Annotated in this window: 19 protein-coding genes; 17 read left to right on the top strand and 2 right to left on the bottom strand. The window is 65.9% G+C overall.

Annotated elements, in window-relative coordinates:
• Window positions 1–9 precede the first annotated feature (9 nt).
• Genes ACSQ3P_RS13625 through ACSQ3P_RS13605 form a run of 5 tightly spaced genes read left to right on the top strand, consistent with a single transcriptional unit; the run spans window position 10 to window position 4,079 of the window.
• Entirely contained in the window at window positions 10–1,134 is a 1,125-nt protein-coding gene (locus ACSQ3P_RS13625) for a mandelate racemase/muconate lactonizing enzyme family protein (RefSeq protein WP_436166055.1), read from the top strand.
• On the top strand, window positions 1,134–2,009 hold the full coding sequence (locus ACSQ3P_RS13620; protein ID WP_436166054.1) for a carbohydrate ABC transporter permease: 876 nt from the start codon (window positions 1,134–1,136) through the stop codon (window positions 2,007–2,009). The genes ACSQ3P_RS13625 and ACSQ3P_RS13620 overlap by 1 nt, the downstream gene beginning before the upstream one ends.
• Window positions 2,002–2,838: a carbohydrate ABC transporter permease gene (locus tag ACSQ3P_RS13615; protein WP_436166053.1), complete on the top strand. Its 837-nt coding sequence runs from the start codon at window positions 2,002–2,004 to the stop codon at window positions 2,836–2,838. The genes ACSQ3P_RS13620 and ACSQ3P_RS13615 overlap by 8 nt, the downstream gene beginning before the upstream one ends.
• A gap of 6 nt (window positions 2,839–2,844) precedes the next feature.
• The gene (locus ACSQ3P_RS13610) at window positions 2,845–3,744 is read left to right on the top strand and encodes a DUF6772 family protein (RefSeq protein WP_436166052.1); all 900 of its coding nucleotides are present in this window, start codon (window positions 2,845–2,847) and stop codon (window positions 3,742–3,744) included.
• Window positions 3,744–4,079, top strand: a complete 336-nt coding sequence (locus tag ACSQ3P_RS13605; protein WP_436166051.1) for a hypothetical protein — start codon at window positions 3,744–3,746, stop codon at window positions 4,077–4,079. The genes ACSQ3P_RS13610 and ACSQ3P_RS13605 overlap by 1 nt, the downstream gene beginning before the upstream one ends.
• Window positions 4,080–4,091: 12 nt before the next feature.
• On the opposite strand, the gene ACSQ3P_RS13600 is transcribed toward ACSQ3P_RS13605, so the two are convergent.
• The gene (locus ACSQ3P_RS13600; protein WP_436166050.1) at window positions 4,092–5,147 is read right to left on the bottom strand and encodes a LacI family DNA-binding transcriptional regulator; all 1,056 of its coding nucleotides are present in this window, start codon (window positions 5,145–5,147) and stop codon (window positions 4,092–4,094) included.
• 144 nt (window positions 5,148–5,291) lie between these two features.
• On the opposite strand from ACSQ3P_RS13600, the gene ACSQ3P_RS13595 reads away from it, so the two are divergent.
• From ACSQ3P_RS13595 to ACSQ3P_RS13575, 5 genes are all read left to right on the top strand, one after another.
• On the top strand, window positions 5,292–6,308 hold the full coding sequence (locus ACSQ3P_RS13595; protein ID WP_436166049.1) for a TRAP transporter substrate-binding protein: 1,017 nt from the start codon (window positions 5,292–5,294) through the stop codon (window positions 6,306–6,308).
• A 41-nt stretch (window positions 6,309–6,349) separates the two neighbouring features.
• Window positions 6,350–8,230, top strand: coding sequence for a TRAP transporter large permease (locus tag ACSQ3P_RS13590; protein WP_436166048.1), 1,881 nt, complete (start codon window positions 6,350–6,352; stop codon window positions 8,228–8,230).
• Window positions 8,231–8,263: 33 nt separating this feature from the next.
• A complete protein-coding gene (locus tag ACSQ3P_RS13585) occupies window positions 8,264–8,803 on the top strand; it encodes a VOC family protein (RefSeq protein ID WP_436166047.1) in 540 nt (179 codons plus the stop codon).
• A gap of 171 nt (window positions 8,804–8,974) precedes the next feature.
• Window positions 8,975–10,249 (top strand): ribulose-bisphosphate carboxylase large subunit family protein, encoded by a 1,275-nt coding sequence (locus ACSQ3P_RS13580; protein ID WP_436166046.1) that lies wholly within the window; start codon window positions 8,975–8,977, stop codon window positions 10,247–10,249.
• 7 nt (window positions 10,250–10,256) lie between these two features.
• Entirely contained in the window at window positions 10,257–11,540 is a 1,284-nt protein-coding gene (locus ACSQ3P_RS13575; protein ID WP_436166045.1) for a four-carbon acid sugar kinase family protein, read from the top strand.
• Window positions 11,541–11,543: 3 nt separating this feature from the next.
• On the opposite strand, the gene ACSQ3P_RS13570 is transcribed toward ACSQ3P_RS13575, so the two are convergent.
• Complete coding sequence (locus tag ACSQ3P_RS13570; protein WP_436166044.1) at window positions 11,544–12,794, bottom strand: ROK family protein; 1,251 nt, start codon at window positions 12,792–12,794, stop codon at window positions 11,544–11,546.
• 170 nt (window positions 12,795–12,964) lie between these two features.
• Here ACSQ3P_RS13570 and ACSQ3P_RS13565 point away from each other — a divergent pair, with 170 nt between their 5' ends.
• The 7 genes from ACSQ3P_RS13565 to ACSQ3P_RS13535 all read left to right on the top strand — a co-directional run bounded on the left by ACSQ3P_RS13565 (window position 12,965) and on the right by ACSQ3P_RS13535 (window position 20,779).
• On the top strand, window positions 12,965–14,224 hold the full coding sequence (locus tag ACSQ3P_RS13565) for an extracellular solute-binding protein (protein WP_436166043.1): 1,260 nt from the start codon (window positions 12,965–12,967) through the stop codon (window positions 14,222–14,224).
• A gap of 187 nt (window positions 14,225–14,411) precedes the next feature.
• Window positions 14,412–15,332 carry a carbohydrate ABC transporter permease gene (locus ACSQ3P_RS13560; protein WP_436166260.1) on the top strand — a complete coding sequence of 307 codons (921 nt, stop codon included), beginning with the start codon at window positions 14,412–14,414 and terminating at the stop codon, window positions 15,330–15,332.
• Window positions 15,333–15,352: 20 nt separating this feature from the next.
• Entirely contained in the window at window positions 15,353–16,219 is an 867-nt protein-coding gene (locus ACSQ3P_RS13555) for a carbohydrate ABC transporter permease (protein WP_436166259.1), read from the top strand.
• A gap of 4 nt (window positions 16,220–16,223) precedes the next feature.
• The gene (argH, locus tag ACSQ3P_RS13550) at window positions 16,224–17,741 is read left to right on the top strand and encodes an argininosuccinate lyase (protein WP_436166042.1); all 1,518 of its coding nucleotides are present in this window, start codon (window positions 16,224–16,226) and stop codon (window positions 17,739–17,741) included.
• Window positions 17,741–18,817 carry an ABC transporter ATP-binding protein gene (locus tag ACSQ3P_RS13545; protein WP_436166041.1) on the top strand — a complete coding sequence of 359 codons (1,077 nt, stop codon included), beginning with the start codon at window positions 17,741–17,743 and terminating at the stop codon, window positions 18,815–18,817. Before argH ends, ACSQ3P_RS13545 begins: the two co-directional genes overlap by 1 nt.
• Entirely contained in the window at window positions 18,814–19,761 is a 948-nt protein-coding gene (locus tag ACSQ3P_RS13540) for a carbohydrate kinase family protein (RefSeq protein WP_436166040.1), read from the top strand. Before ACSQ3P_RS13545 ends, ACSQ3P_RS13540 begins: the two co-directional genes overlap by 4 nt.
• The gene (locus tag ACSQ3P_RS13535; RefSeq protein ID WP_436166039.1) at window positions 19,754–20,779 is read left to right on the top strand and encodes an SIS domain-containing protein; all 1,026 of its coding nucleotides are present in this window, start codon (window positions 19,754–19,756) and stop codon (window positions 20,777–20,779) included. The genes ACSQ3P_RS13540 and ACSQ3P_RS13535 overlap by 8 nt, the downstream gene beginning before the upstream one ends.
• The last annotated feature ends 53 nt before the right edge of the window (window positions 20,780–20,832 follow it).

The following is a 20,832-nucleotide window of genomic DNA, read 5'->3' as shown; positions in this document are numbered from 1 at the left end:
AGCGCCGCCATGACGGCAAGCCGCATCACGCAGATCATCGCGCATCCCTTGCGCGCCACGCTTGCCAAGGTGCAGCGCACCTCGCAGGGCGACTATCCCGCCATCGAGCTTGTCGTCGTCGAGGTCGTGACCAGCGACGGCGTGGTGGGGTTCGGCGAGGCCTTGGCGCGGCGCGGCGCGGCCGGCTATGCGCGGTTGATCGACGAGGTGCTCGGTCCCCGCCTGATCGGCAAGGACCCGGCTGACCGGCGCGCTCATTGGAAGGCGATGCGCGCTGCGCTTTCTGGCCGGCCCGGCGGGCAGCTGGTCGAGGCGATCGCGGGCATCGATATCGCGCTCTGGGACATCGCCGGCAAACAGGCCGGCCTGCCGATCCACAAGCTGCTCGGCGGCATCGGGCGCACGCAGGTCGCGGCTTATGCCTCCTCGATCAACTGGCTCGACGATGCGACGGTCGAGGCGGAAGTCACTGCTGCGCTGAAAGCCGGCTTCCGCGAGATCAAGGTCAAGCTCGGCCACCCGCTGAAGGATGCGATCGCCAGGGCGCGGTTCATCCGCAAGCTCGCGGGCGACGACATCGCCCTCTATGTCGACGCCAATTGGGCCTATGATGTCGATGACGCGCTGATCGTGGGCCGGGCGCTGGCCGATCTCGGCTATGGATTCTTCGAGGAACCGATCGCGCCGCATGATCGCGAGGGCTATCGTCGACTCGCCCAGCATCTGCCGATCAGGCTCGCGGCGGGCGAAAGCGACTATGTCGCCTCCGAGGCGCTGATCATGCTGCAGGACCGTTCGCTGGGGCTGATCCAACCCGATGTGACGCGCTCGGGCGGCATCACCGAGACCTGGCGCATCGCGGAACTCGCCGCTGCCTTCAACACGGCCTACGCCCCCCATGTCGGCTGGTCCGGCGCGATCTGCGTCGCCGCCAGCCTCCAGCTAGCAGCGGCCGCCGAGAGCTTCCGCACCTTCGAGTGCATGGTCTATGAGAACCCGCTGCGCGATGCCTTCACGCATCCGATCGTCGGCGAGGGCAGGCAACTGGTCGACGGCAAGCTCGCCGTGCCGCAGGGCCCTGGCCTCGGTGTCGAGATCGATCGCGACGCGCTCCAGCGTTTCCGGATCGCCTGATGACCGCGCGCACACCCCTTTCTGCCATCGCGCTGGTTGGCCCCGTCCAGCTCATGGTCGGCGGCATCATCTTCCTGCCGGCGATCTACGTGTTCTGGCTCAGCCTGAACCAGTCCTCCTTCGGCCAGGCGGCAAGCTTCGTCGGCCTCGCCAACTACGCCAAAGTCCTGGGCGATCCCTATTTCTGGCGCGCGCTCGTCAACACGGTGATCGTCGTCGCGGTGGTCGTGCATCTCGAATTGCTGCTTGGCCTCTTGATGGCGCTGTTCTTCGCCTCGGGCGTGCCGTTCCGGCCGATCCTGCTCGCCATCGTGCTCGCGCCCTATGCGGTCAGCGAGGTCTCGGCCGTGGTGATGTGGCGCTATCTGTTCGAGCCCGATGTCGGGATGATGAGCCAGATGCTCTCCTTCTTCGGTTTGCCGCCGATCGAATGGGCGGTGAAGCCGAGCCATGGCTTGTTCATGGTCTCGCTGCTCTCGATCTGGCTGCATCTGCCCTTCTCGTTCATCATCATCTACGCCGCCAGGCTCTCGATCCCGAGCGATCTCTACGAGGCCGGCGCGATCGACGGCGCCAGCAGTTGGACCGCGTTTCGCCGCATCACCTTGCCGCTCCTGATGCCGGCCCTGCTGATCGCGGCTTTGTTCCGCTACATCTTCGCCTTCCGGCTGTTCTCCGAGGTCTGGCTGATGACCGGCGGCGGGCCGGCGCGTACCACGGAGGTGCTGGCGGTTTATCTCTATCTCGAGGCCTTTCGTTACAACGCCTTCGGCTCGGCAGCCGCCACAGGCTGGCTGCTCGTGCTCGCCTCGCTCCTGCTCGCGCTGTTCTATCTGCGCCGGCTCTACAGGGAGATGTTCGGCAAGCATGTCTAAATCACCCTCCCTCCCTCGCGCGGCCCTGAAGCTGCTGGGCGTCCTCGTCATCGTCGCCTGGTCGGTTCTGCCGATCGCCTTGATCGCGATGTCCTCCTTCAAATCGGACCGCGATATCTTCTCGCTGACCTCGCGTTTCAGCTTCGCGCCGACATTGGCGAATTACGAACTGCTCTGGAGCCGCTGGGGCGACTTCTTCTTCGGGCTCTGGAACAGCTTCATCGTCACGGTCGGCGCAACCGTGCTTGCCGTCCTGGTCTCGTTGCTCGCCGGCTTCGCTTATTCGCGCCATGCCTCGAAGGGCCTGCAGGCCAGCGCCTTCTTCCTGATCTTCATCCGCCTGATCCCGCCGATCGTGATCACGCTGCCGCTGTTTCCGGTGGTGAACTGGCTCGGCCTCAACGACACGCATCTGATCCTGATCGTGCTCTACGCCACCTTCTTCGTCTCGCTCGGCACCATCGTGATGCGCACCTTCATCGACCAGATCCCGCGCGAGCTCGACGAGGCGGCGATGATCGACGGCGCTTCGCAGATGCAGATCGTCTGGCGCGTCATTCTGCCGATGGCGGCCCAAGGCATGCTCGCGGTCGCGGTCTTCGTCATCGTCTATGCCTGGAACGAGTTTCTCTTCGCCTTCATCTTCACCACCACCAAGGCCAAGACCGCGCCTTTGGTGATCTCGGAGATGATCGGTGCGGTCGAGGGCGTCGAATGGGGCGTGCTCTTCGCCGCCTCGACCGTCCAGCTCCTGCCGGTGCTCGCCTTCGTCATCCTCATGCAGAAGCATCTCGTCGCCGGCCTGACTGCCGGCGCGGTGAAGGGGTAGAAACCAATGACCTCACCCAATTCGCAGCTCGACGACATGCGCCGTGCCATCCGCGAGGCCGACCCGCAACTCAGCCGCTTCGACCCGCTGCCGCGCATCATCTGCCTCGATGATTTCGACCGCGGCATGTGTGGCTGGACCCAGCTCGTCGGCAATTACGAGCACTCGCTCGACGCGATGCTGCCGGGCTACGCCCAGCACAGCCATGCCATGCTCTCGACCCTGCCGAACTGGGATTTCGGCTCGCATGGCGGGGTCGACGGCTCCTATGCGCTGAAGATCGCGACGCGGCCGAAGACGGGCGCGCAGAACGTCGCGATCAAGCGCCTGACCTTCCGCAAGGCCGGCCCGATCCGGCTCGAGACCTATTTCACCTTCAAGCCGGAGGCGACCGAGCTCCAGCTCTCGGAGACCGACATCCGCTCCTTCGGCTTCCTCTACGATCTCCAGGTCGGCGACCAGCATGGTGCGGGCGGCAATCGCGTGATGCCGCATCTGCGCTTCCTCAACGCCGAAAACGGCGTGCACCTGCAGAAATGGCAGTTCAAGCGCGAGACGACGCCGATCAAGCCGATCGGCACGGCCGGCAAGACGATCACGCATTACCATCTCGCGCCGACTGACTGGGAGGATCTGCCGGGCGGCGAGCAGCGGCTCTGCTACAACGAGATCCCGACCAAGGTGAACTGGCACTATCTGCGCTTCGATTTCGACCTCGCGACCATGCAGGCGACGCGCTTCCAGGTGAATGACCGCGTCTTCGACATGTCGACCTATGACTGCATCCGCATCCCGGCGATGAAGAACCTCTGGTGCATGTTGAATATCGGCTTCTTCGCCGAGACCGACACGGACAAGCGCGCCTTCGCCTATCTCGATTCCGTCTGCCTGTCGGGAGACTTCTGATGCTGCCCGAGAACCTCACCGCCATCGTCGCCCGCAACGAGATCTGGACAGGGATGAGCGCGACCGAACCCTATGAGGCCGGCTGGGCGAAGGAGGCGGTCATCTTCGTGCGGGCGCTGAAGCCACCCAAGGGCAAACTCCCCAAAGCGCGCATCGAGATCTCGGCCGACGGCATGCATTGGGCTCCGGAAGGCTCGGAATTCGACCTGCCGGCGGTGGAGAACGCCGTCACCTTCCAGCGCGTCGCCCATTTCGGCAATTTTTTGCGTGTCGCGGCGTCCTTGCCCGCGGGGGCGGAGATCACCGTGTTGGTCAGCATGCACTTCAAGGCCTGAGGCCACCGTCGCTCACGGCAGATTCTCGCGCAGGATGATCTCGGTGCGCGGGCTTGCCGTGCCGTGCAAGGCCGGCCGCCCGGCGCGCAGATTGGCGAAGATCGCGACGCAATCCATCAGCGCCGTCTGCGGGTTCTGGGTGATGACCGCGTCCATCGCGCCCTCGATGAGCAAGGCCCGCGTCTCCGGCGTCAGGCCATGGCCGACGAAGACGACCTCATGCTGCCGGCCGGCCTCCTTCAGCGCCCTGGCGATGCCTTCGGGACCGCCGCCGATATTGTAGATGCCGGCGAGATCGGGATGCTGCGCCAGGAGGGTTTTGGTCTGGCGATAATTCCTGGCCTCGTCGTCATGGCCCTCGCGCAGGCCGACGACCTCGATTGCCGGGAAGAGCTCCTCGAACAGATGTAGGAAGCCCATCTCGCGCTCTTCATGGGCGCGATAGCTCAGGCTGCCGGCGATCATCGCGACCTTGGCGGGTTTGGCTCCGATGAAGCGGGCGATGAGGTATCCGGCCGAGCGCCCCGCCGAGCGGTTGTCGAGCCCGACATAGGCGACGCGCCGCGTCTTGGCGATGTCGGAGATCAGCGTCACCGTCGGCACGCCGCGTTCGGCCAACCAGTCGACCGCCTCGCGCACCGTCGGGTGCTCCAGCGCCATGAAGGCGATGCCGTCGACATCGCGCCCGATGCGGCGCAGATGCTGGGCCAGCAATTCGGGCTTGAAGCTCTCGATATAGTCGACGCGCGCCCGCATGTTGAACGAGGCGAGCTGGTCCTGAGAGCTGCCGATCAAGCGCCCGAGCATGCCGAGGAAGCGGTTCGTGCCGGCGGGGATCAGGAAGGCGAGACGCAAGGGCTTGAGCGCACTGGCCGGCAGGGCGCCATCCATGACGTAGCCGAGCTCGCCAGCCGCCTTCAGGACGCGCTGCACCGTGACCGCGCGCACGCCGGGGCGCTGATTCAAGACCCTGTCGACGGTCGCGCTCGAGACGCCGGCGAGCCGCGCCACATCGTCCATCCGTGCCATGAGTCGGCGGCGCGGCAGGCTCTCCGCGCCCTCGTCCATAGCGTTGTCATTCTGAGAGAGAGGCATTCAAATCCAATCAAAAACCATCAGAGAATGAGTTTGACGGACCTCATCGGCAATTCCTATCGTTTTGGCAAGAAGACGACGAACAATCAGGTCGCAAGGCGATCCAGGGAGGATACAATGACGTCATTGACCCGCCGCACGGTGCTGCGCACGCTTGCCGCCACGCCGGCCATTCCCCTCATCGGCATGCCGCATATCGCGCGCGCCGCCGAGATCGAATTGAAATACGGCAACAACCTGCCGCTCAGCCATCCCTTGAACGTGCGTGCCGCCGAGGCTGCCGAACAGATCAAGGCGAAGACCAACGGCCGGGTCGAGATCAAGATCTTCCCCAACAACCAGCTTGGCGGCGACACCGACATGCTGAGCCAGGTCCGCAATGGCGGCATCACCTTCTTCACGCCGTCCGCCTTGGTGATCGCGACGCTGGTGCCTGTCGCTGCGATCAATGCGGTGGGCTTCGCCTTTGCCGATTACGACCAGGTCTGGAAGGCGATGGATGGCGCGCTCGGCGCCCATGTCCGTGCCGCGATCGCCAAGGTGAACCTCTTCGCCTTCGAGAAGATGTGGGACAACGGCTTCCGCCAGATGACGACATCAGGCAAGCCGATCGAGACCGCCAAGGACATGGCGGGCCTGAAGATCCGCGTGCCGGTGAGCCCGCTTTCGATCGCGATGTTCAAGGCGCTGGAAGCCGCTCCCGCCAGCCTGCAGTTCAGCGAGGTCTATTCCTCGCTCCAGACCAGGATCGTCGACGCGCAGGAGAACCCGCTGCCGATCATCCAGGTCGCCAAGCTCTATGAGGTGCAGAAGAACTGCGCCGTCAGCAACCATATCTGGGACGGCTTCTGGTTCATCGCCAATGGCCGCGCCTGGAACGCCCTGCCGGCCGACGTCAGGACGATCGTCAGCGACGCCATCAACGAGGCCGGCGTCAAGCAGCGCGCCGACATCAAGGGCCTCAACGAAACGGTCCAGGCCGATCTGCAGGCGAAGGGCCTCGCCTTCAACAAGACCAATCCCGACTCCTTCCGCGCCAAGCTGCGCGAAGCCGGATTCTACAAGGATTGGCAGGGGCGCTTCGGGGACGAGGCCTGGGGGCTACTCGAAGGCGCCGTCGGCAAGCTGGCCTGAGGCCGGCGCGTCGCGCGGTCGAGCCGATGGAGAACCCAGTCATGCATGGACATGCGGTGCTGTCGCCTGCGCTTGCCCCCGAGAATGGCATTGCGCATCTCGCCGGCAAGCTCGACCGCCTGGTCGGCGGCCTCGTCGAGGCCGTGGCGGCCGCACTTGTCCTGATCGAGATCGTCATCCTCGGCGCGGGCGTGACGGCGCGCTATGTCTTCCACAAACCCTTGATCTGGTCGGACGAGCTCGCCTCGATCCTGTTCCTGTGGCTGTCGATGCTGGGCGCGGTCGTCGCGCTCCGGCGCGGCGAGCATATGCGCATGACCGGCCTCGTCAGCCGTGTCGGGCCAGGGGCGCGCAGCCTTCTGGAGGCGCTGGCGATCACCGCCTCGATCGCCTTCCTGCTGATGATCCTGCCTCACGCGCTGGAATATGCCGAGGAGGAGAGGTTCATCGTCACCCCGGCGCTGGAGATCACCAATGCCTGGCGCGCGGCGGCCATCCCCGTCGGCATGGGGCTGATGCTGCTGGCGGCGTGTTTCCGGCTGCTGCGCTTCGGTTCGCTCAAGCCCGTCCTGCTGGCGCTTGGCCTCACAGTTGCCCTCGTCCTGCTGTTCTGGCTTGCCGGCCCCATGCTGAAGCCGCTGGGCAAGCTCAACCTCGTGGTCTTCTTCGTCGGGGTGGTGGCGCTCAACGTCTTCTCCGGCGTGCCGATCGCCTTCTCCTTCGCGCTTGCCACCTTCGGCTATCTCGCTCTGACCACCGCGACGCCATTGATCGTCATGGTCGGGCGGCTCGACGAGGGCATGAGCCATCTCATCCTGCTCGCCGTGCCGCTTTTCATCTTCCTGGGCGCGCTGATCGAGATGACCGGCATGGCCCGCGCCATGATCCAGTTCCTCGCCTCGCTGCTCGGCCATGTCCGCGGCGGCCTGTCCTATGTGCTGGTCGGGGCGATGTATCTCGTCTCGGGCATTTCGGGTTCGAAGATCGCCGACATGGCCGCGATCGCGCCGGTGCTCTTCCCGGAGATGCAGAAGCGCGGCGCCAAGCCCGGTGACCTCGTCGCCCTGCTCTCGGCGACAGGCGCGCAGACCGAGACGATCCCGCCCTCGATCGTGCTGATCACCATCGGCTCCGTGACGGGCGTTTCGATCGCCGCGCTCTTTACCGGCGGCATGCTGCCCGGTGTCGTGCTCGGCGCCGCGCTCTGCTTCGTGATCTGGTGGCGCTATCGCGGCGAGGATCTCAGCCATGTCGCGCGCTACTCGAAGCGCGAGATCGGCAAGCTCGCTTTGGTCGCGCTGCCGGCCGTCTCGCTGCCTTTCGTCATTCGCGCCGCGGTCGTCGAGGGCGTGGCGACGGCGACCGAGGTCTCGACCATCGGCATCGCCTATTCCGTCGTGATGGGGCTTCTGGTCTACCGCCAGTTCGACTGGCGCCGGCTGCCGCGCATGCTGGTCGACACCGCCTCGCTGACGGGCGCGATCATCTTCATTGTCGGCTGCGCCACGGCCATGGCCTGGGGCCTGACCCAGTCGGGCTTCTCGCAGGATCTGGCGAAGATCATGGCGGCTGTGCCCGGCGGAACCTGGGGCTTCCTGGCGATCTCGATCGTCGCCTTCATCATCCTCGGCAGCGTGCTGGAGGGCATTCCGGCGATCGTGCTGTTCGGGCCGCTCCTGTTCCCGATCGCCAAGCAGGTCGGCGTCCACGAGGTCCATTACGCCATGGTGGTGATCTTCGCGATGGGCATCGGCCTCTTCGCGCCCCCCTTTGGCGTTGGCTATTACGGCGCCTGCGCGATCAGCAAGATCAACCCCGACGAGGGCCTGAAATACATCTGGGGCTACATGCTGGCCCTGCTGATCGGCCTCGTCGTGGTCGCCGCCGTGCCGTGGATCTCCACCGGCTTCCTGAAATTCTGATCCTTCACCGCTCTTCGAACGCGAGGCATTCCCATGAGCCGTTTCTTCGGCCAGATCCGCCAGGCTGGCTATGTCGTCCCCGATATCGAGGCGGCGATGGACTACTGGAGCCGTGTCCTTGGCGTCGGGCCGTTCTTCTACAACCCGAAGGTTCCGATCAAGAATTACCGCTACAAGGGTGAGAGCTACGAGCCGCATAATTCGGTCGCGCTGGCCAATTCCGGGCCGCTCCAGATCGAACTGATCCAATGCCGCAACGACGTGCCCTCGATGTATCGCGACTTCACCCAAGCCGGGCATAGCGGCCTGCAGCATGTCGCCTACTGGACCGACAGCTACGATGCCGATCTCGAACGCCTGATCGGGCAGGGCTTCAAGCCGGTGATGTCAGGCGAAGTCGGCGAGCGCGGCCGCTTCATCTATTTCGACACGCATTACCATCCCGGCACCGTGATCGAGCTGTCGGAGGTTGCCGGTCCCAAGGGCGAGATGTTCCGCCTGATCCGCGAGGCCGCCGAGAGTTGGGACGGCAAGGATCCCGTGCGTCCATTCCCCGATCTCAGCAAGCTCTGAGGGCGGGACGGCGAGGTGGGGCCTTCCCCTCGTCATTGCGAGCGCGGTGAAGCAATCCTGTGTCTCGCGGGCGGTTCCCCGGATTGCTTATTCGGCCGCGCCTTCGTGTAATGACGGCAGGCCGGACGATGGCAAGCCGAACGATGGCAGGCCCAACGATGGATCGACGAGATGACCAGTGAGCGTTTCGAGGCGACCTATCTGATCGAGACACCGCTCGATCCGAGGAAGGTGGCACAGGTGATGGCGGGCGAGCAGTCCAGCGGCACCTTCACCCGCGTCGCCGGTGAGACCGACGAATTGCGCGAGCGGGCGAGCGCCGTCGTCACCAAGGTCGAGGAGCTTGAAACGGTCGCCACGCCGAGCCTGCCCAATGCCTGGCTCGCCCGCAAAGGCGTCTCCGGTCCCTGGCGGCGGGCCCGTGTCGCGATCTCGTTTCCGGTCGACAATGTCGGCGCCAATCTGGCGACCCTGGCCGCGATCGTCGCCGGCAATCTCTATGATCTCGGCGAGGTCACGGGCCTCAGGCTCGATACGATCACGCTGCCCGCCTCCTTCCGGGCCCGCTTCCCGCTGCCGAGCCAGGGCATCGTCGGGACGCGCCGGCTGACGGGTGTCCCGCAAGGTCCGCTGGTCGGCTCGATCATCAAGCCCAATGTCGGCCTGAGCGTGGAGGAGACGGCGGCGCTCGTCGCCAAGCTCTGCGAGGCAGGCCTCGATTTCATCAAGGATGACGAGATCTCGGCCGATCCCGTCCATGCGCCGCTGGCGCAGCGCGTGCCAGCGGTGATGGCAGCCGTGCGCCGCCATCAGGACCGCACCGGCAAGGCGGTGATGGTCGCCTTCAACATCACCGACGAGACCGACGCGATGCGCCGCCATGCTGATCTGGTGGTGCGCGAGGGCGGCACCTGCGTCATGATGAGCCTGAACTGGTGCGGGTTCTCGGCCATGGAGACGCTGCGGCGCTCGACCTATCTCACTGTGCACGGCCATCGCAATGGCTATGGCGCGCTCTCGCGCCACCCCATGCTCGGTATCTCGTTCCAAGCTTATCAGACGCTCTGGCGGCTCGCCGGCGTCGATCACATGCATGTCCACGGCCTGCAGGGCAAATTCGCGCAGGAGGACGAGGAGGTCGTCGCCTCCGCCAGGGATTGCGTGACGCCGTTGAGCGCAGGCATCGATGACCGCGTCATGCCGGCCTTCTCCTCGGGCCAATGGGCCGGTACGGCCCAGCCGACCTGGGATGCGATCGGCCATTCCGATCTGCTCTTCATGGCCGGCGGCGGCATCCTCGCCCATCCCGGTGGACCGACGGCCGGCGTGGTCAGCATCCGCCAGGCCTGGGACGCCGTGGCAGCCGGCATTTCGCTGGAGGACGCCGCCAGGACGCAGGGCGAATTGCGGCAGGCGCTCGATTTCTTCGGCAAGCTCGCTGGCTGAGACCCTGATGACAAACTCATCGCCGCTCTATGGCTGGTATGGCGACGATTTCACCGGCGCGACCGACACCTTGTCGGCGCTGGCGGAACAGGGGCGGCGCGCGCTGCTGTTCCTGCGGATTCCGACGCCGGAGCAATTGATCGCTGCCGGTCCGCTCGACGCCATCGGCATCGCCGGGGCGACCCGCTCGATGGAACCCGTCGCGATGGCAGCCGAGCTCGACGAGGCCGGACGCTTCTTCGCGGGGCAGGGCGTCACGCTGCTGCACTATAAATGCTGTTCGACCTTCGACAGCGCACCAGATGTCGGCAGCATCGGCGCGGCGGTGAAGGCGCTGCGCCCCTATTTCCAGAATCCGTTCCTGCCGATCCTCGGCGGCCAGCCCAATCTCGGCCGCTACTGCCTGTTCGGAAACCTGTTCGCCGCGGCCGGCATCGGCGGTGTGGTCCACAGGATCGACCGCCATCCGACGATGAGCGTGCACCCGGTCACGCCGATGGCGGAGGCGGATCTGCGCCGACATCTCATGGCGCAGGGGCTGGAGCGGATCGCCTTGCTCGACTATCGCAATTGGGAGGGCGGGGCGGAGGATGCGCTCGCGGCCTGTCTCGCAACCGAGCCTGGCGCAGTCCTGCTCGATGTCGCCCGCGCCTCGGATCTCCCGGTCATCGGCAAGCTGATCTCGCAGCGGGCGCAGGCGCAGCCGATGCTTGCCGTCGGTCCGAGCTCCGTCGCCCAGGCGCTGGCTGGCCTGTGGGGTGTCCAGGAGGAGGCCGCGGATGCGAGGGCCGTTCCGCTGCGGCGCGATGGTCCCGTGCTGGCGCTGGTTGGCAGCCTTTCGCCCGTGACCAGGGCGCAGGTCGAAGTGGCGACGGGCTTTGCGAAACTGGCGATCGAGCCGCGCAGACTCCTCGATGACGAAGCCTATGCCGAGGCGCTGCGGCAGGAGGCTCTCCGGCGATTGACGGAGGGCCATGTCATGCTGATCACCGAGCGTCCGTCGCAGGCTCCGGAGAATGCCGGCAGCGTCGCGGCGGCAACCGGCCTGCTGCTGCGCGGCATCATTGCGCAAGCGCGCCTGTCCAGGCTCGTCGTCGCCGGCGGCGACACGTCGAGCCTCGCCGTCAAATCGCTCGATATCTGGGGGCTGTCCTATCGTGGCCCGCTGGCTTCGGGCGCGCCGCTCTGCCGGACCCATAGCGACGATCCTCGCCTGGACGATCTCGATATCGTCCTGAAGGGCGGCCAGATGGGACCGGTCGACTTCTTTGCGAGAGCGACCGCCGGCTGATCGTTAGGAGGCCTCTTCTGCTGCCGCGGTTTCGTCCTGCTCATGCAGAACGGTGCGGTCGAGTTTCGGCGTCATCGTGTCGAGCAGCGGCAAGGCGGCTGCGCCAAGCGCCGCGGTGAGCCTGCCGGTCGCGCCGCGCTGCACGCGCGGCACGCTGCGGCCCGACCGGTTCGAGACCGAGACGGCCAAAGGCGACATCGCGTCGATCAAGGCGTCGATGACGCCATCCGGCAAGCCGCCGCCCAGGATGATCGTCTCCGGGTCGAACAGGTTTTCCAACATCACCAGCATCGGCGCGAGAAGTCGGGCCGCTTCCGCAATCCAGCCCAGCACGGCGGGGTGCCCGGCCAGATGCAACTGCGCGACCTCGTCGGGGCCGGCATGCGCTATCCCGGCGGCACGCAGGGCCTCGCTCAGCGCGTGCGTCGAAGCATAGCGTTCGAGACAGCCCTGGCCGCCGCAGGCGCAGGCGAGCCCGTTCTGGACGACCGGGATATGGCCGATCTCGCCGGCATTGCCGAAGGCGCCGCGATAGGGTTGCCCGCCGATGATGGTGCCCAGCCCAAGGCCCGCGCCGAAATAGATCAAGCAGAAATGCCGCAGGTTCCGCCCCAGCCCGTGCAGATGCTCGCCGACGGCGGCCGCCGTCGCGTCGTTCTCGATCGTGACGGGTGTCAGCAGCGCCAATGACAGGAGCTGGCCGGCATCGTGCCCGGCCCAGCCCGGCAGGGGTGATGAGCCGACCGAGCTCATCCCCTCGATCTCGAACGGGCCCGGCATCACCACGCCGCAGCCGAGTAGGCGGCGCGGCAATCCCGTCCCGGTGCGGGCAAGGGCGAGTTCGGCAGCGGCGAGCGCCTGCACGGCCTCGAGCGCGGAATCGCCCAAGGGCACGATGCGCTGCGCCCGGACTTCGCCGGCGAGATCGACCAGGACGGTGGTGATGTGGTCGGCCGCGATCTCCATGCCGGCTGTCATGCCGCCATCGGCATTGACCGCGAGCTCCATCGGCGGCTGGCCGCGCGCCGTGCGCCGGCGGCCCAACTCGATCAAGAAACCTTCGTCGACCAGCTCCGCGACGATGTTCGAGACCGCCTGCGCCGTCAGCCGCGTCAGGGCGGCGATGTCGGAGCGGCCGAGCCGGCCGTGCTGGCGCACCGTCTCCAGCACCACGCGGCGGTTATGGCTGCGCGTTCGCTCGGGATTGGTACCGACGGCGACGCTGCGGGACGGGGAAGAGCGGCGGTGAGGCATGATGGGCCAGTGCTTGTTGAGATCGACAGGCTGCGCTTTCGATTAATCCAACTCAAGTGAATTAATAGATTGACAGGATGGTGGGGCTGGAGCGAGCATGACGGTCGCACGTCTTGAATGCCGAATTCGAGGGCAAGGGCACAGGCGTCGTCACGACAGGGGAGAGGATCATGCGCGGCTTTCGAGGAATGCTGTTGGGTCTGCTGGTTTCGTTCGGTGCGGTCACCGGCGCGGCGGCTCAGACGGTCGAGATCGAATATTGGCAATATGTCTTCGACGCCCGCATCAAGGCGATGAACGAGCTGATCAAGCGGTTCGAGGCTGCCAATCCCAATATCAAGGTCAAGCACACGACCTTCCCCTATGCCGACTACCAGACCAAGATCGCGGCCGCGGTTCCCGCCGGCCAGGGGCCCGATGTGGTGCAGCTGTTCTATGGCTGGCTCGACAATTTCGTCGCCGCCAAATTCATCCAGCCGCTGCCGCGCGACGCCTTTCCGCCGGCGATGATCGAGAAGGAATTCTATCCGATCGTCTCCGCGATGAAGCGCGACGGCGAGTATTACGGCCTGCCGACCGCGGTGCGCTCGCTGGCGCTGTTCTACAACAAGAAGCTGTTCCAGGAAGCGGGTCTCGATCCCGCCAAGCCGCCCGCGACGATCGACGAACTCCTCGATGCGGCCAAGAAGACGACCAAGCGCGACGCTGCCGGCAACATGCTCTCGGCCGGTATCACGCTCGATTTCCCCGGGCAGGACTATCATTGGTGGCGCGAGACGCTGCTGCGCCAGAATGGCGGCGCGCCCTATAGCGACGACAACCGGAAGGTCACCTATGACAGCGAGGCTGGCGCCAGGTCCCTGAACTGGTATGCCGATCTCCAGCGCGTCCACAAGGTCGGCCAGGTCGGCTTCATGGATGAAGGTCAGGCCGCTTTCCGCGCCGGCCGCGCCGCGATGACCATCGACGGCTCGTTCCGGCTCGGCGGGTTCGGGGCGATCAAGGCCTTCGAATGGGGCGTCGCCGAACTGCCCGCGGGCGCTGACGGCAAGAAGGCGAACTTCGCCAGCTACTGGGTCAACGCCATCACCGCCAAGCCAACCGGCGAGAAGCTCGAAGCTGCCAAGAAGTTCATGGCCTTCGTCACCTCGCCCGAGGCGATGCAGCTCTGGCTCGAGACCGTCGGCGAACTGCCGGCCCGCAAGGCCGCGGCCGAGACCGAGAAGAACCTGAATCACCCGATCTACGGACCCTTCCTCAAGGCGCTGAACTATTCCCATGCCACGGTCTTCGTCGACGAGATGGGCCAGCGCCAGGTCTCGCTCGACATGATCAACCGCGTGCTGATCCAGAACCAGGACGCCAAGGCCTCGCTCACTGACGCGGCCAAGGCCGAACAGGCGATCCTCGACAAGTTCTACAAGAAGTAGGGGCGAGTTTCCTCGGAACCGCATCGTCATTCCGGACAAGCGGCGAAGCCGCGCCGATCCGGAATCCATCCTAGAGCTCCGGAACCCTCCGATGGATTCCGGGCCTCCGCTTCGCTCCGCCCGGAATGACGGGGCGGGGCAACCAAAAACAGTTTTCCCGTAGAGTTCAGATCTCGTCGCGATGAGCATGCCAATTCAACAGGAAACCTCCGGCGGCCGGTTCTGGGGCGGGCTCTCCCTGCGCCGGAAGCAGGTCGTCTGGGCCTGGGCCTTCCTGGCCGTCCCGATCCTGTTCTACGCGCTGATCCGCTTCTATCCGACGGTCGAGGCGTTCTATCTGTCGACGACCAATTGGAACCTGTTCTCCAAGCCCGGCTTCGTCGGATTGGCGAACTTCCAGCGGCTCTGGGCCGATGTCGTGTTCTGGCAGGTCTTCCGCAACACCGTGCTCTATCTCGCCATCGGCACGCCGGTGAGCCTGATCCTGGCCTTCACCATCGCCTATCACCTCGACCGAGTCCGCTTCCTGCACGGCTTTATCCGGGCGCTCTATTTCCTGCCTTTCCTGACGACGGCGGCCGCCATGGCCTGGGTCTGGCGCTGGTTCTACCAGCCGGTGCCGATCGGCATGATCAACGATCTGCTCTCAAGCTTCGGCCTGCCGCAGCAGCCCTTCCTGCGTTCGACCAGCCAGGCTCTGCCCTCGGTGCTGGCGCCGGCGATCTGGGCGGGCTTAGGCTTCCAGGTGGTGATCTTCCTCGCTGGCCTGCGCGCCATCCCGAACACCTATTACGAGGCGGCCCGCATCGACGGCGTCTCCAATCTGACGATCCTGCGCCGGATCACGATTCCCCTGCTGAAACCGACGATCATCTTCCTCGTCGTGTTCTCCTCGATCGGCTTCCTGCGCATCTTCGACCAGGTCTACAACATGACGAGCGGCGATCCCGGCGGGCCTTTGAACGCCACCAAGCCGCTCGTGCTGATGATCTACCAGACCGCCTTCTCCTCCTTCGAGATGGGCTATGCGGCGGCGCAGACGGTGGTGCTCTTCCTCGTCCTGCTCGCCGTCTCCTTCCTGCAATTGCGCCTGCTGAGGGACCGCTGATGGCCGCGCTGTCCTTTGCCATGCCAGCTCTTGCCAAGTCTTTTCTTGCCAAGTCTGTCCTTGCCAAGTCTGGCCGTTTCCAACCCGGCCGCATCGCCATCTGGCTGCTGCTGCTCGCGGGCGGCGTGCTGATGATTACGCCGCTGCTCTTCATGTTCTCGACCTCGCTGAAGGACGCCTCCGAGGTCTATGATCTCAGATTGGTGCCGGCCCATCCGACGCTCGACAACTATGTCACGGTGCTGTCCGACGGGCGCTTTCTGCGCTGGTTCGGCAATTCGCTGGGCATCGCCACGGCGGTGACGCTGTCGAACGTCTTCTTCGACAGCCTGGTCGGCTACACCCTGGCGAAATTTCAGTTCCGCGGGCGCTACATCGTCTTCCTGGCGATCCTCTCGACCCTGATGATCCCGACCGAGATGCTGGTCATTCCCTGGTATGTCATGGCCCGGAATTTCGGCTGGCTCGACACCTATTGGGGCATCATGTTCCCGGGCATGATGACGGCCTTCGGCACCTTCCTGATGAAGCAGTTCTTCGAGACGGTGCCCGACGACTTCCTCGAAGCCGCCCGCGTCGACGGGCTCAACGAATTCGCGATCTTCTGGCGCATCGCCATGCCGCTGGTGACGCCGGCGCTCTCGGCGCTCGCGATCTTCACCTTCCTGAGCAACTGGACGGCCTTCATCTGGCCGCTGATCGTGACGACCAGCAAGGAACTCTACACGCTGCCCGTCGGCCTCTCGAGCTTCGCCGTGGAGTCGCAGATCCAGTGGGAGCTGATCATGACGGGCGCGGCGCTCGCGACGCTGCCGACGCTGACGGTCTTCCTCGTGCTGCAGCGCTACATCGTGCGCGGCGTGGTGATGGCCGGTCTGAAGGGTTGATCCGATGAGTCAGCATGCAGATCCGCGCCTGAGCGACGCCTCCGTCTTCCCCGATCCGGTCTACAAGGAAACCGTGCTGCGCCCGCTCTTCGACGGGGCCAAGACCCATCATGTCGAGGCTTTCCGCGCCATCGACCGTGCCCATCTCGTCATGCTGGCCGAGACCGGCATCCTGCCGCGCGAGACCGCTGGCCGGATCGCTAGGGCGCTTGATGAGATCGATGCCGAGATCGACCCGGCCGCGCTGAGCTATACCGGGGAGGTCGAGGATTTCTTCTTCCTGATCGAAGCGGAGCTGCGCAAGCGGCTCAGCCCCGACGACACCGGCCGTCTGCACACCGGCCGCTCGCGCAACGACATCGACCACACCTTGTTCAAACTGGCGCTGAAGCCGCGCCTCGACCGGCTTGCGGCTAAGCTGCGCGCGCTGATCGCCGCGACGCTGGCCCTGGCCGAGCGCGAGAAGGCGACGCTGATCGTTGCCTACACCCATGGCCAGCCGGCCCAGCCGACGACCTTCGGGCATTATCTGGCGGCGGGCATCGAGGTGATGCTGCGCGACCATGAGCGATTGATCCAGGCGCGCGAATTGCTCGACCTTTCGCCGATGGGCGCGGCCGCGATCACCACCTCCGGATTCCCGCTCGACCGGGCCCGCGTCGCACATCTCCTGGGTTTCGCCGCGCCATTGGAAAACTCCTATGGCTGCATCGCCGCGATCGACTACGTCACCGCGACCTATAGCGCGGTCGAACTGGTCTTCCTGCATCTCGGCCGGTTGATCCAGGACCTCCAGGTCTGGACCGCCTTCGAGGTCGGCCAGCTCTATGTGCCCAATGCCTTCGTGCAGATCTCCTCGATCATGCCGCAGAAGCGCAATCCGGTGCCGATCGAACATCTGCGCCATCTCTCTTCGCAGGCGATGGCACGCGCCCGTTTGGTCAGGGACGTCGTCCACAACACCCCTTTCACCGACATGAACGACGCGGAAGGCGAGACCAACGAGGCCGGCTACCAGGCCTTCGCCACGGGCGAGCGCGTGCTCGATCTGCTCGCCGCGCTGCTGCCATCGATGAGCGTCGACGGCCGCCGTGTCGCCGAGAACATCCGCCGCTCCTGCATCACCATCACCGAACTCGCCGATACGCTGGTGCGCCGCGAGGGGCTCTCCTTCCGAGCCGCACATGAGATTGCAGCCAGTGTCGCGCGTGCCGTCGTCGCGCTCGACGGCGATCTGCCGCGCGATGGCTATGCCCCCTTCCTTGAGGCCTTCCGCCATCACACCGGCCGTGAGCCGGCGCTGACGGCAGGCGATTTTGCGGGCGTGGTCTCGCCGGAAAACTTCGTCGCGGTGCGCGAGCGCTTCGGCGGGCCAGGACCGCAAGCGCTGGGCAAGGCGCTGGCGGGCTATCGCGCCAGGCTCGCTGCGGCTGATGGCGCTGCAGCCGACATCGCCATGCGCGAACAAGCGGCGCGGCAGGAACTCGACGCGGCCTTCGCCGCTCTGATGGAAACGGCGTAATGGCGGGTATCGAACTTCAAGGGCTGGTCAAGCGCTATGGCGCGACGCAGGTCGTCCACGGCATCGACCTCGCTGTCGCCGATGGCGAGTTCGTCGTCTTCGTCGGCCCCTCCGGCTGTGGCAAGTCGACGACCTTGCGCATGATCGCGGGGCTGGAGGATATCGACGGCGGGCAGATCAGCATCGGCGGCAGGGTCGTGAACCGGTTGGAGCCGAAGGATCGCAACATCGCGATGGTGTTCCAGAATTATGCGATCTACCCGCATATGAGCGTCGCCGAGAATATCGGCTTCGGCCTCCATACGGCCAAGCTCGACAAGGCCGAGAAGCGCAAGCGGGTCGAGCAGGTCGCCGGCATTCTCGGGCTGGAGCCGTTGCTGGAGCGCAGGCCCTCGGCCTTGTCCGGCGGCCAGCGTCAGCGCGTCGCCATCGGCCGCGCCATGGTGCGCAATCCCACGGTGTTCCTGTTCGACGAGCCGCTCTCCAATCTCGACGCACAACTGCGCGCGCAGATGCGGCTCGAGATCAAGCGCCTGCACCAGCGGCTCGGCACCACCATCGTCTTCGTCACGCATGACCAGGTCGAGGCAATGACCCTGGCCGATCGCATCGTCGTGATGCGCGATGGCCGCATCCTCCAGGTCGGAGCGCCGATGGAGCTTTATGAGAAGCCCGCCGATGTCTTCACCGCCCGCTTCATCGGCTCGCCGACCATGAATGTCCTGCCCGGCTGCGTGACGACCCAGGCCGGGATTGCGACGCTGACACTGGGCGAGAAACCTGTCGCCTTGCCGGGCAGCCCAGAGGGGATCCCCGCGGATGTCCTTGTCGGCGTCAGGCCGCAGCAATTGCGGGTTCTGGCGGGCGATGAGCCGGCCGATCTCGTGCTGACCGGCACTGTGGCGGTGATCGAGCCGCTCGGCTCCGAGACCTTCGTCCATGTCGAGTTCGGTAGCGGGCTGATCCTGGCCTCAGCCTCCGCCAAGTCGCCCCCGGCTGTCGGCGAGGCAGTGCGGCTCGGCGCGCCCGTGGCTGCCTTGACGCTGTTTGATGCTGCAAGCGAGCGCGCACTATGAAGGGTGGACGCAATCTCGTCCTCAGCATCGGCCGGCTCTATTGCGATCTCGTCTTCCGGGGGCTGGAGGCGCTGCCCCGGCTCGGCGAGGAGCGCTTCGCCAAGGATGTCTCGGTCGTGCCCGGGGGCGGCGGCTTCATCACGGCGGCCCATCTGGCGGCGCTGGGCGAGCGGGCGGCGCTGCTCGCGCGCATCGGAACCGATCCCTTGTCGGAGGTCATTGCACCGGCTCTGCAGCAGAGCGGTGTCGATCTGCGCTGGCTCGAGCGGGCGCCCGATGCCGGGCCGCAACCCACCGTGGTGATGGTGCAAGCAGGCGAACGCGCCTTCCTGTCGCGCCGGGCCGGCAAGGCGCGGCCCACCACCCTCGAAGCCGCCTTGGCGGATGCCGAGGCGCGCCATCTGCACATCGCCGAATTCGCGACGCTCGCCGAGAGTCCGGAACTGGTCTCGCTCGCCAAGCTCGCAGGCCTCACCGTCTCGCTTGATCCGAGCTGGGACGACGCCCTGATCCACGACCCTGATCTGGTCCTGCGCTCGACCGGCACCGATATCTTCCTGCCCAACGCCTCCGAGGCCCGGGCGATTGCCGGCTGCGAGGATCTCGACCAGGCGGGCCGCCGGCTCGCCCGTCATTTCCCCGTCGTCGTCATCAAGGATGGTGCGGCCGGTGCACGCCTGTTTCAGCGCGAGCAGAGCCTGAACCTGCCTGCGCCACAGGGAGGCCCGGTTCTCGACACGACTGGTGCGGGCGATGCCTTCAACGCGGGCTTCATCGCGGCCTGGATTGCGGGCCGTCCACCGGGCCAGGCGCTTGCCGAGGGGATTGCGTGCGGCACACTCTCCGTCCAGGGGGTGGGTGGTGCCGGTGTGCGGCTCGCTCGCGGCCGGGTCGCCGATATCAGCAAGACGCTGCTCGAGGAGCATGGTCGCATCGATGCCTGAAGCGCTTCTGACGAGCGAGGCCGCCGAGGCTGCATTGGTCGCCGAAAGGCAGATCGCGGGCAATGCCGTGGTCATGGCAGAGCTTGGCGAGCGCTTGCGCCGGCAAAGACCCGCCTTCGTCGCAAGCTGTGCGCGCGGCTCGTCGGACCATGCCGCGACCTATGGCAAATACCTGATCGAGCGGACGCTGGGCTTGCCCGTGGCGTCGCTGGGCCCGAGCCTCGCCTCGGTCTATGGCGGCAGGCTCGATCTCTCCGGCGCGTTGTTCATCGCCGTCTCGCAATCCGGCCATAGCCCCGACGCCCTGCGCTTGACCGAGGCTGCCAAGCGCGGCGGCGCGCTGGTGGTCGGCTTCGTCAATGACGAGGCTTCGCCGCTGGCGGATCTGGTCGATGTGCTGGTTCCGTTGCGGGCGGGGCCGGAGAAAAGCGTCGCTGCGACGAAGAGCTTCCTCGCCACCTGCATCGCCTTCCTTCATCTCACTGCGGCCTGGAGCCAGGACGAGGCGCTCGTCGCTGCCTTGGAGCAGGCGCCGCGGCGGCTCGCCGAGGCGGGCGATTGCGACTGGTCGCCCATGTTCGCGGGGCTGAAGGATGCCGCCAGCCTCTATGTGATCGGCCGTGGCCTCGGCCTCGGCATTGCGCAGGAAATGGCGCTGAAGTTCAAGGAGACCTGCCGCATCCACGCCGAGGCCTTCAGTGCCGCCGAAGTGCTGCATGGACCTTTGGCGCTGGTCGGCCCCGGCTTCCCGGCGATCGTGCTCGATCCAGCCGATGAGGGCCGCGACAGCACCTTGTCCGTCGCGGCGGCGCTCGCGCGCTTCGGCGCCGAGATCGCCTATGCCGGACATGGCTCGAATGTCAGCGCGGCCCTGCCGATGCCGCCTGACGTCTCCCCCGCGCTCGCCCCGCTCGTCCAGGCGCGGGCTTTCTATGGCGGCATTGCCGCGCTTGCGGTCGCGCGCGGGCTCGATCCTGACAATCCCCCGCATCTCAACAAGGTGACCCGGACGCTCTGAGCCGGATCGGCCGCGCATGGCAACATGTCCGGTATGCGCCGACAAAACCGTCC

Source organism: Allobosea sp. LjRoot9, assembly GCF_964252745.1.
Taxonomy (GTDB): domain Bacteria; phylum Pseudomonadota; class Alphaproteobacteria; order Rhizobiales; family Beijerinckiaceae; genus Allobosea.
The sequence above is the reverse complement of the archived record's forward strand: the minus strand, read 5'-3'. Positions and strand labels throughout refer to the sequence as shown.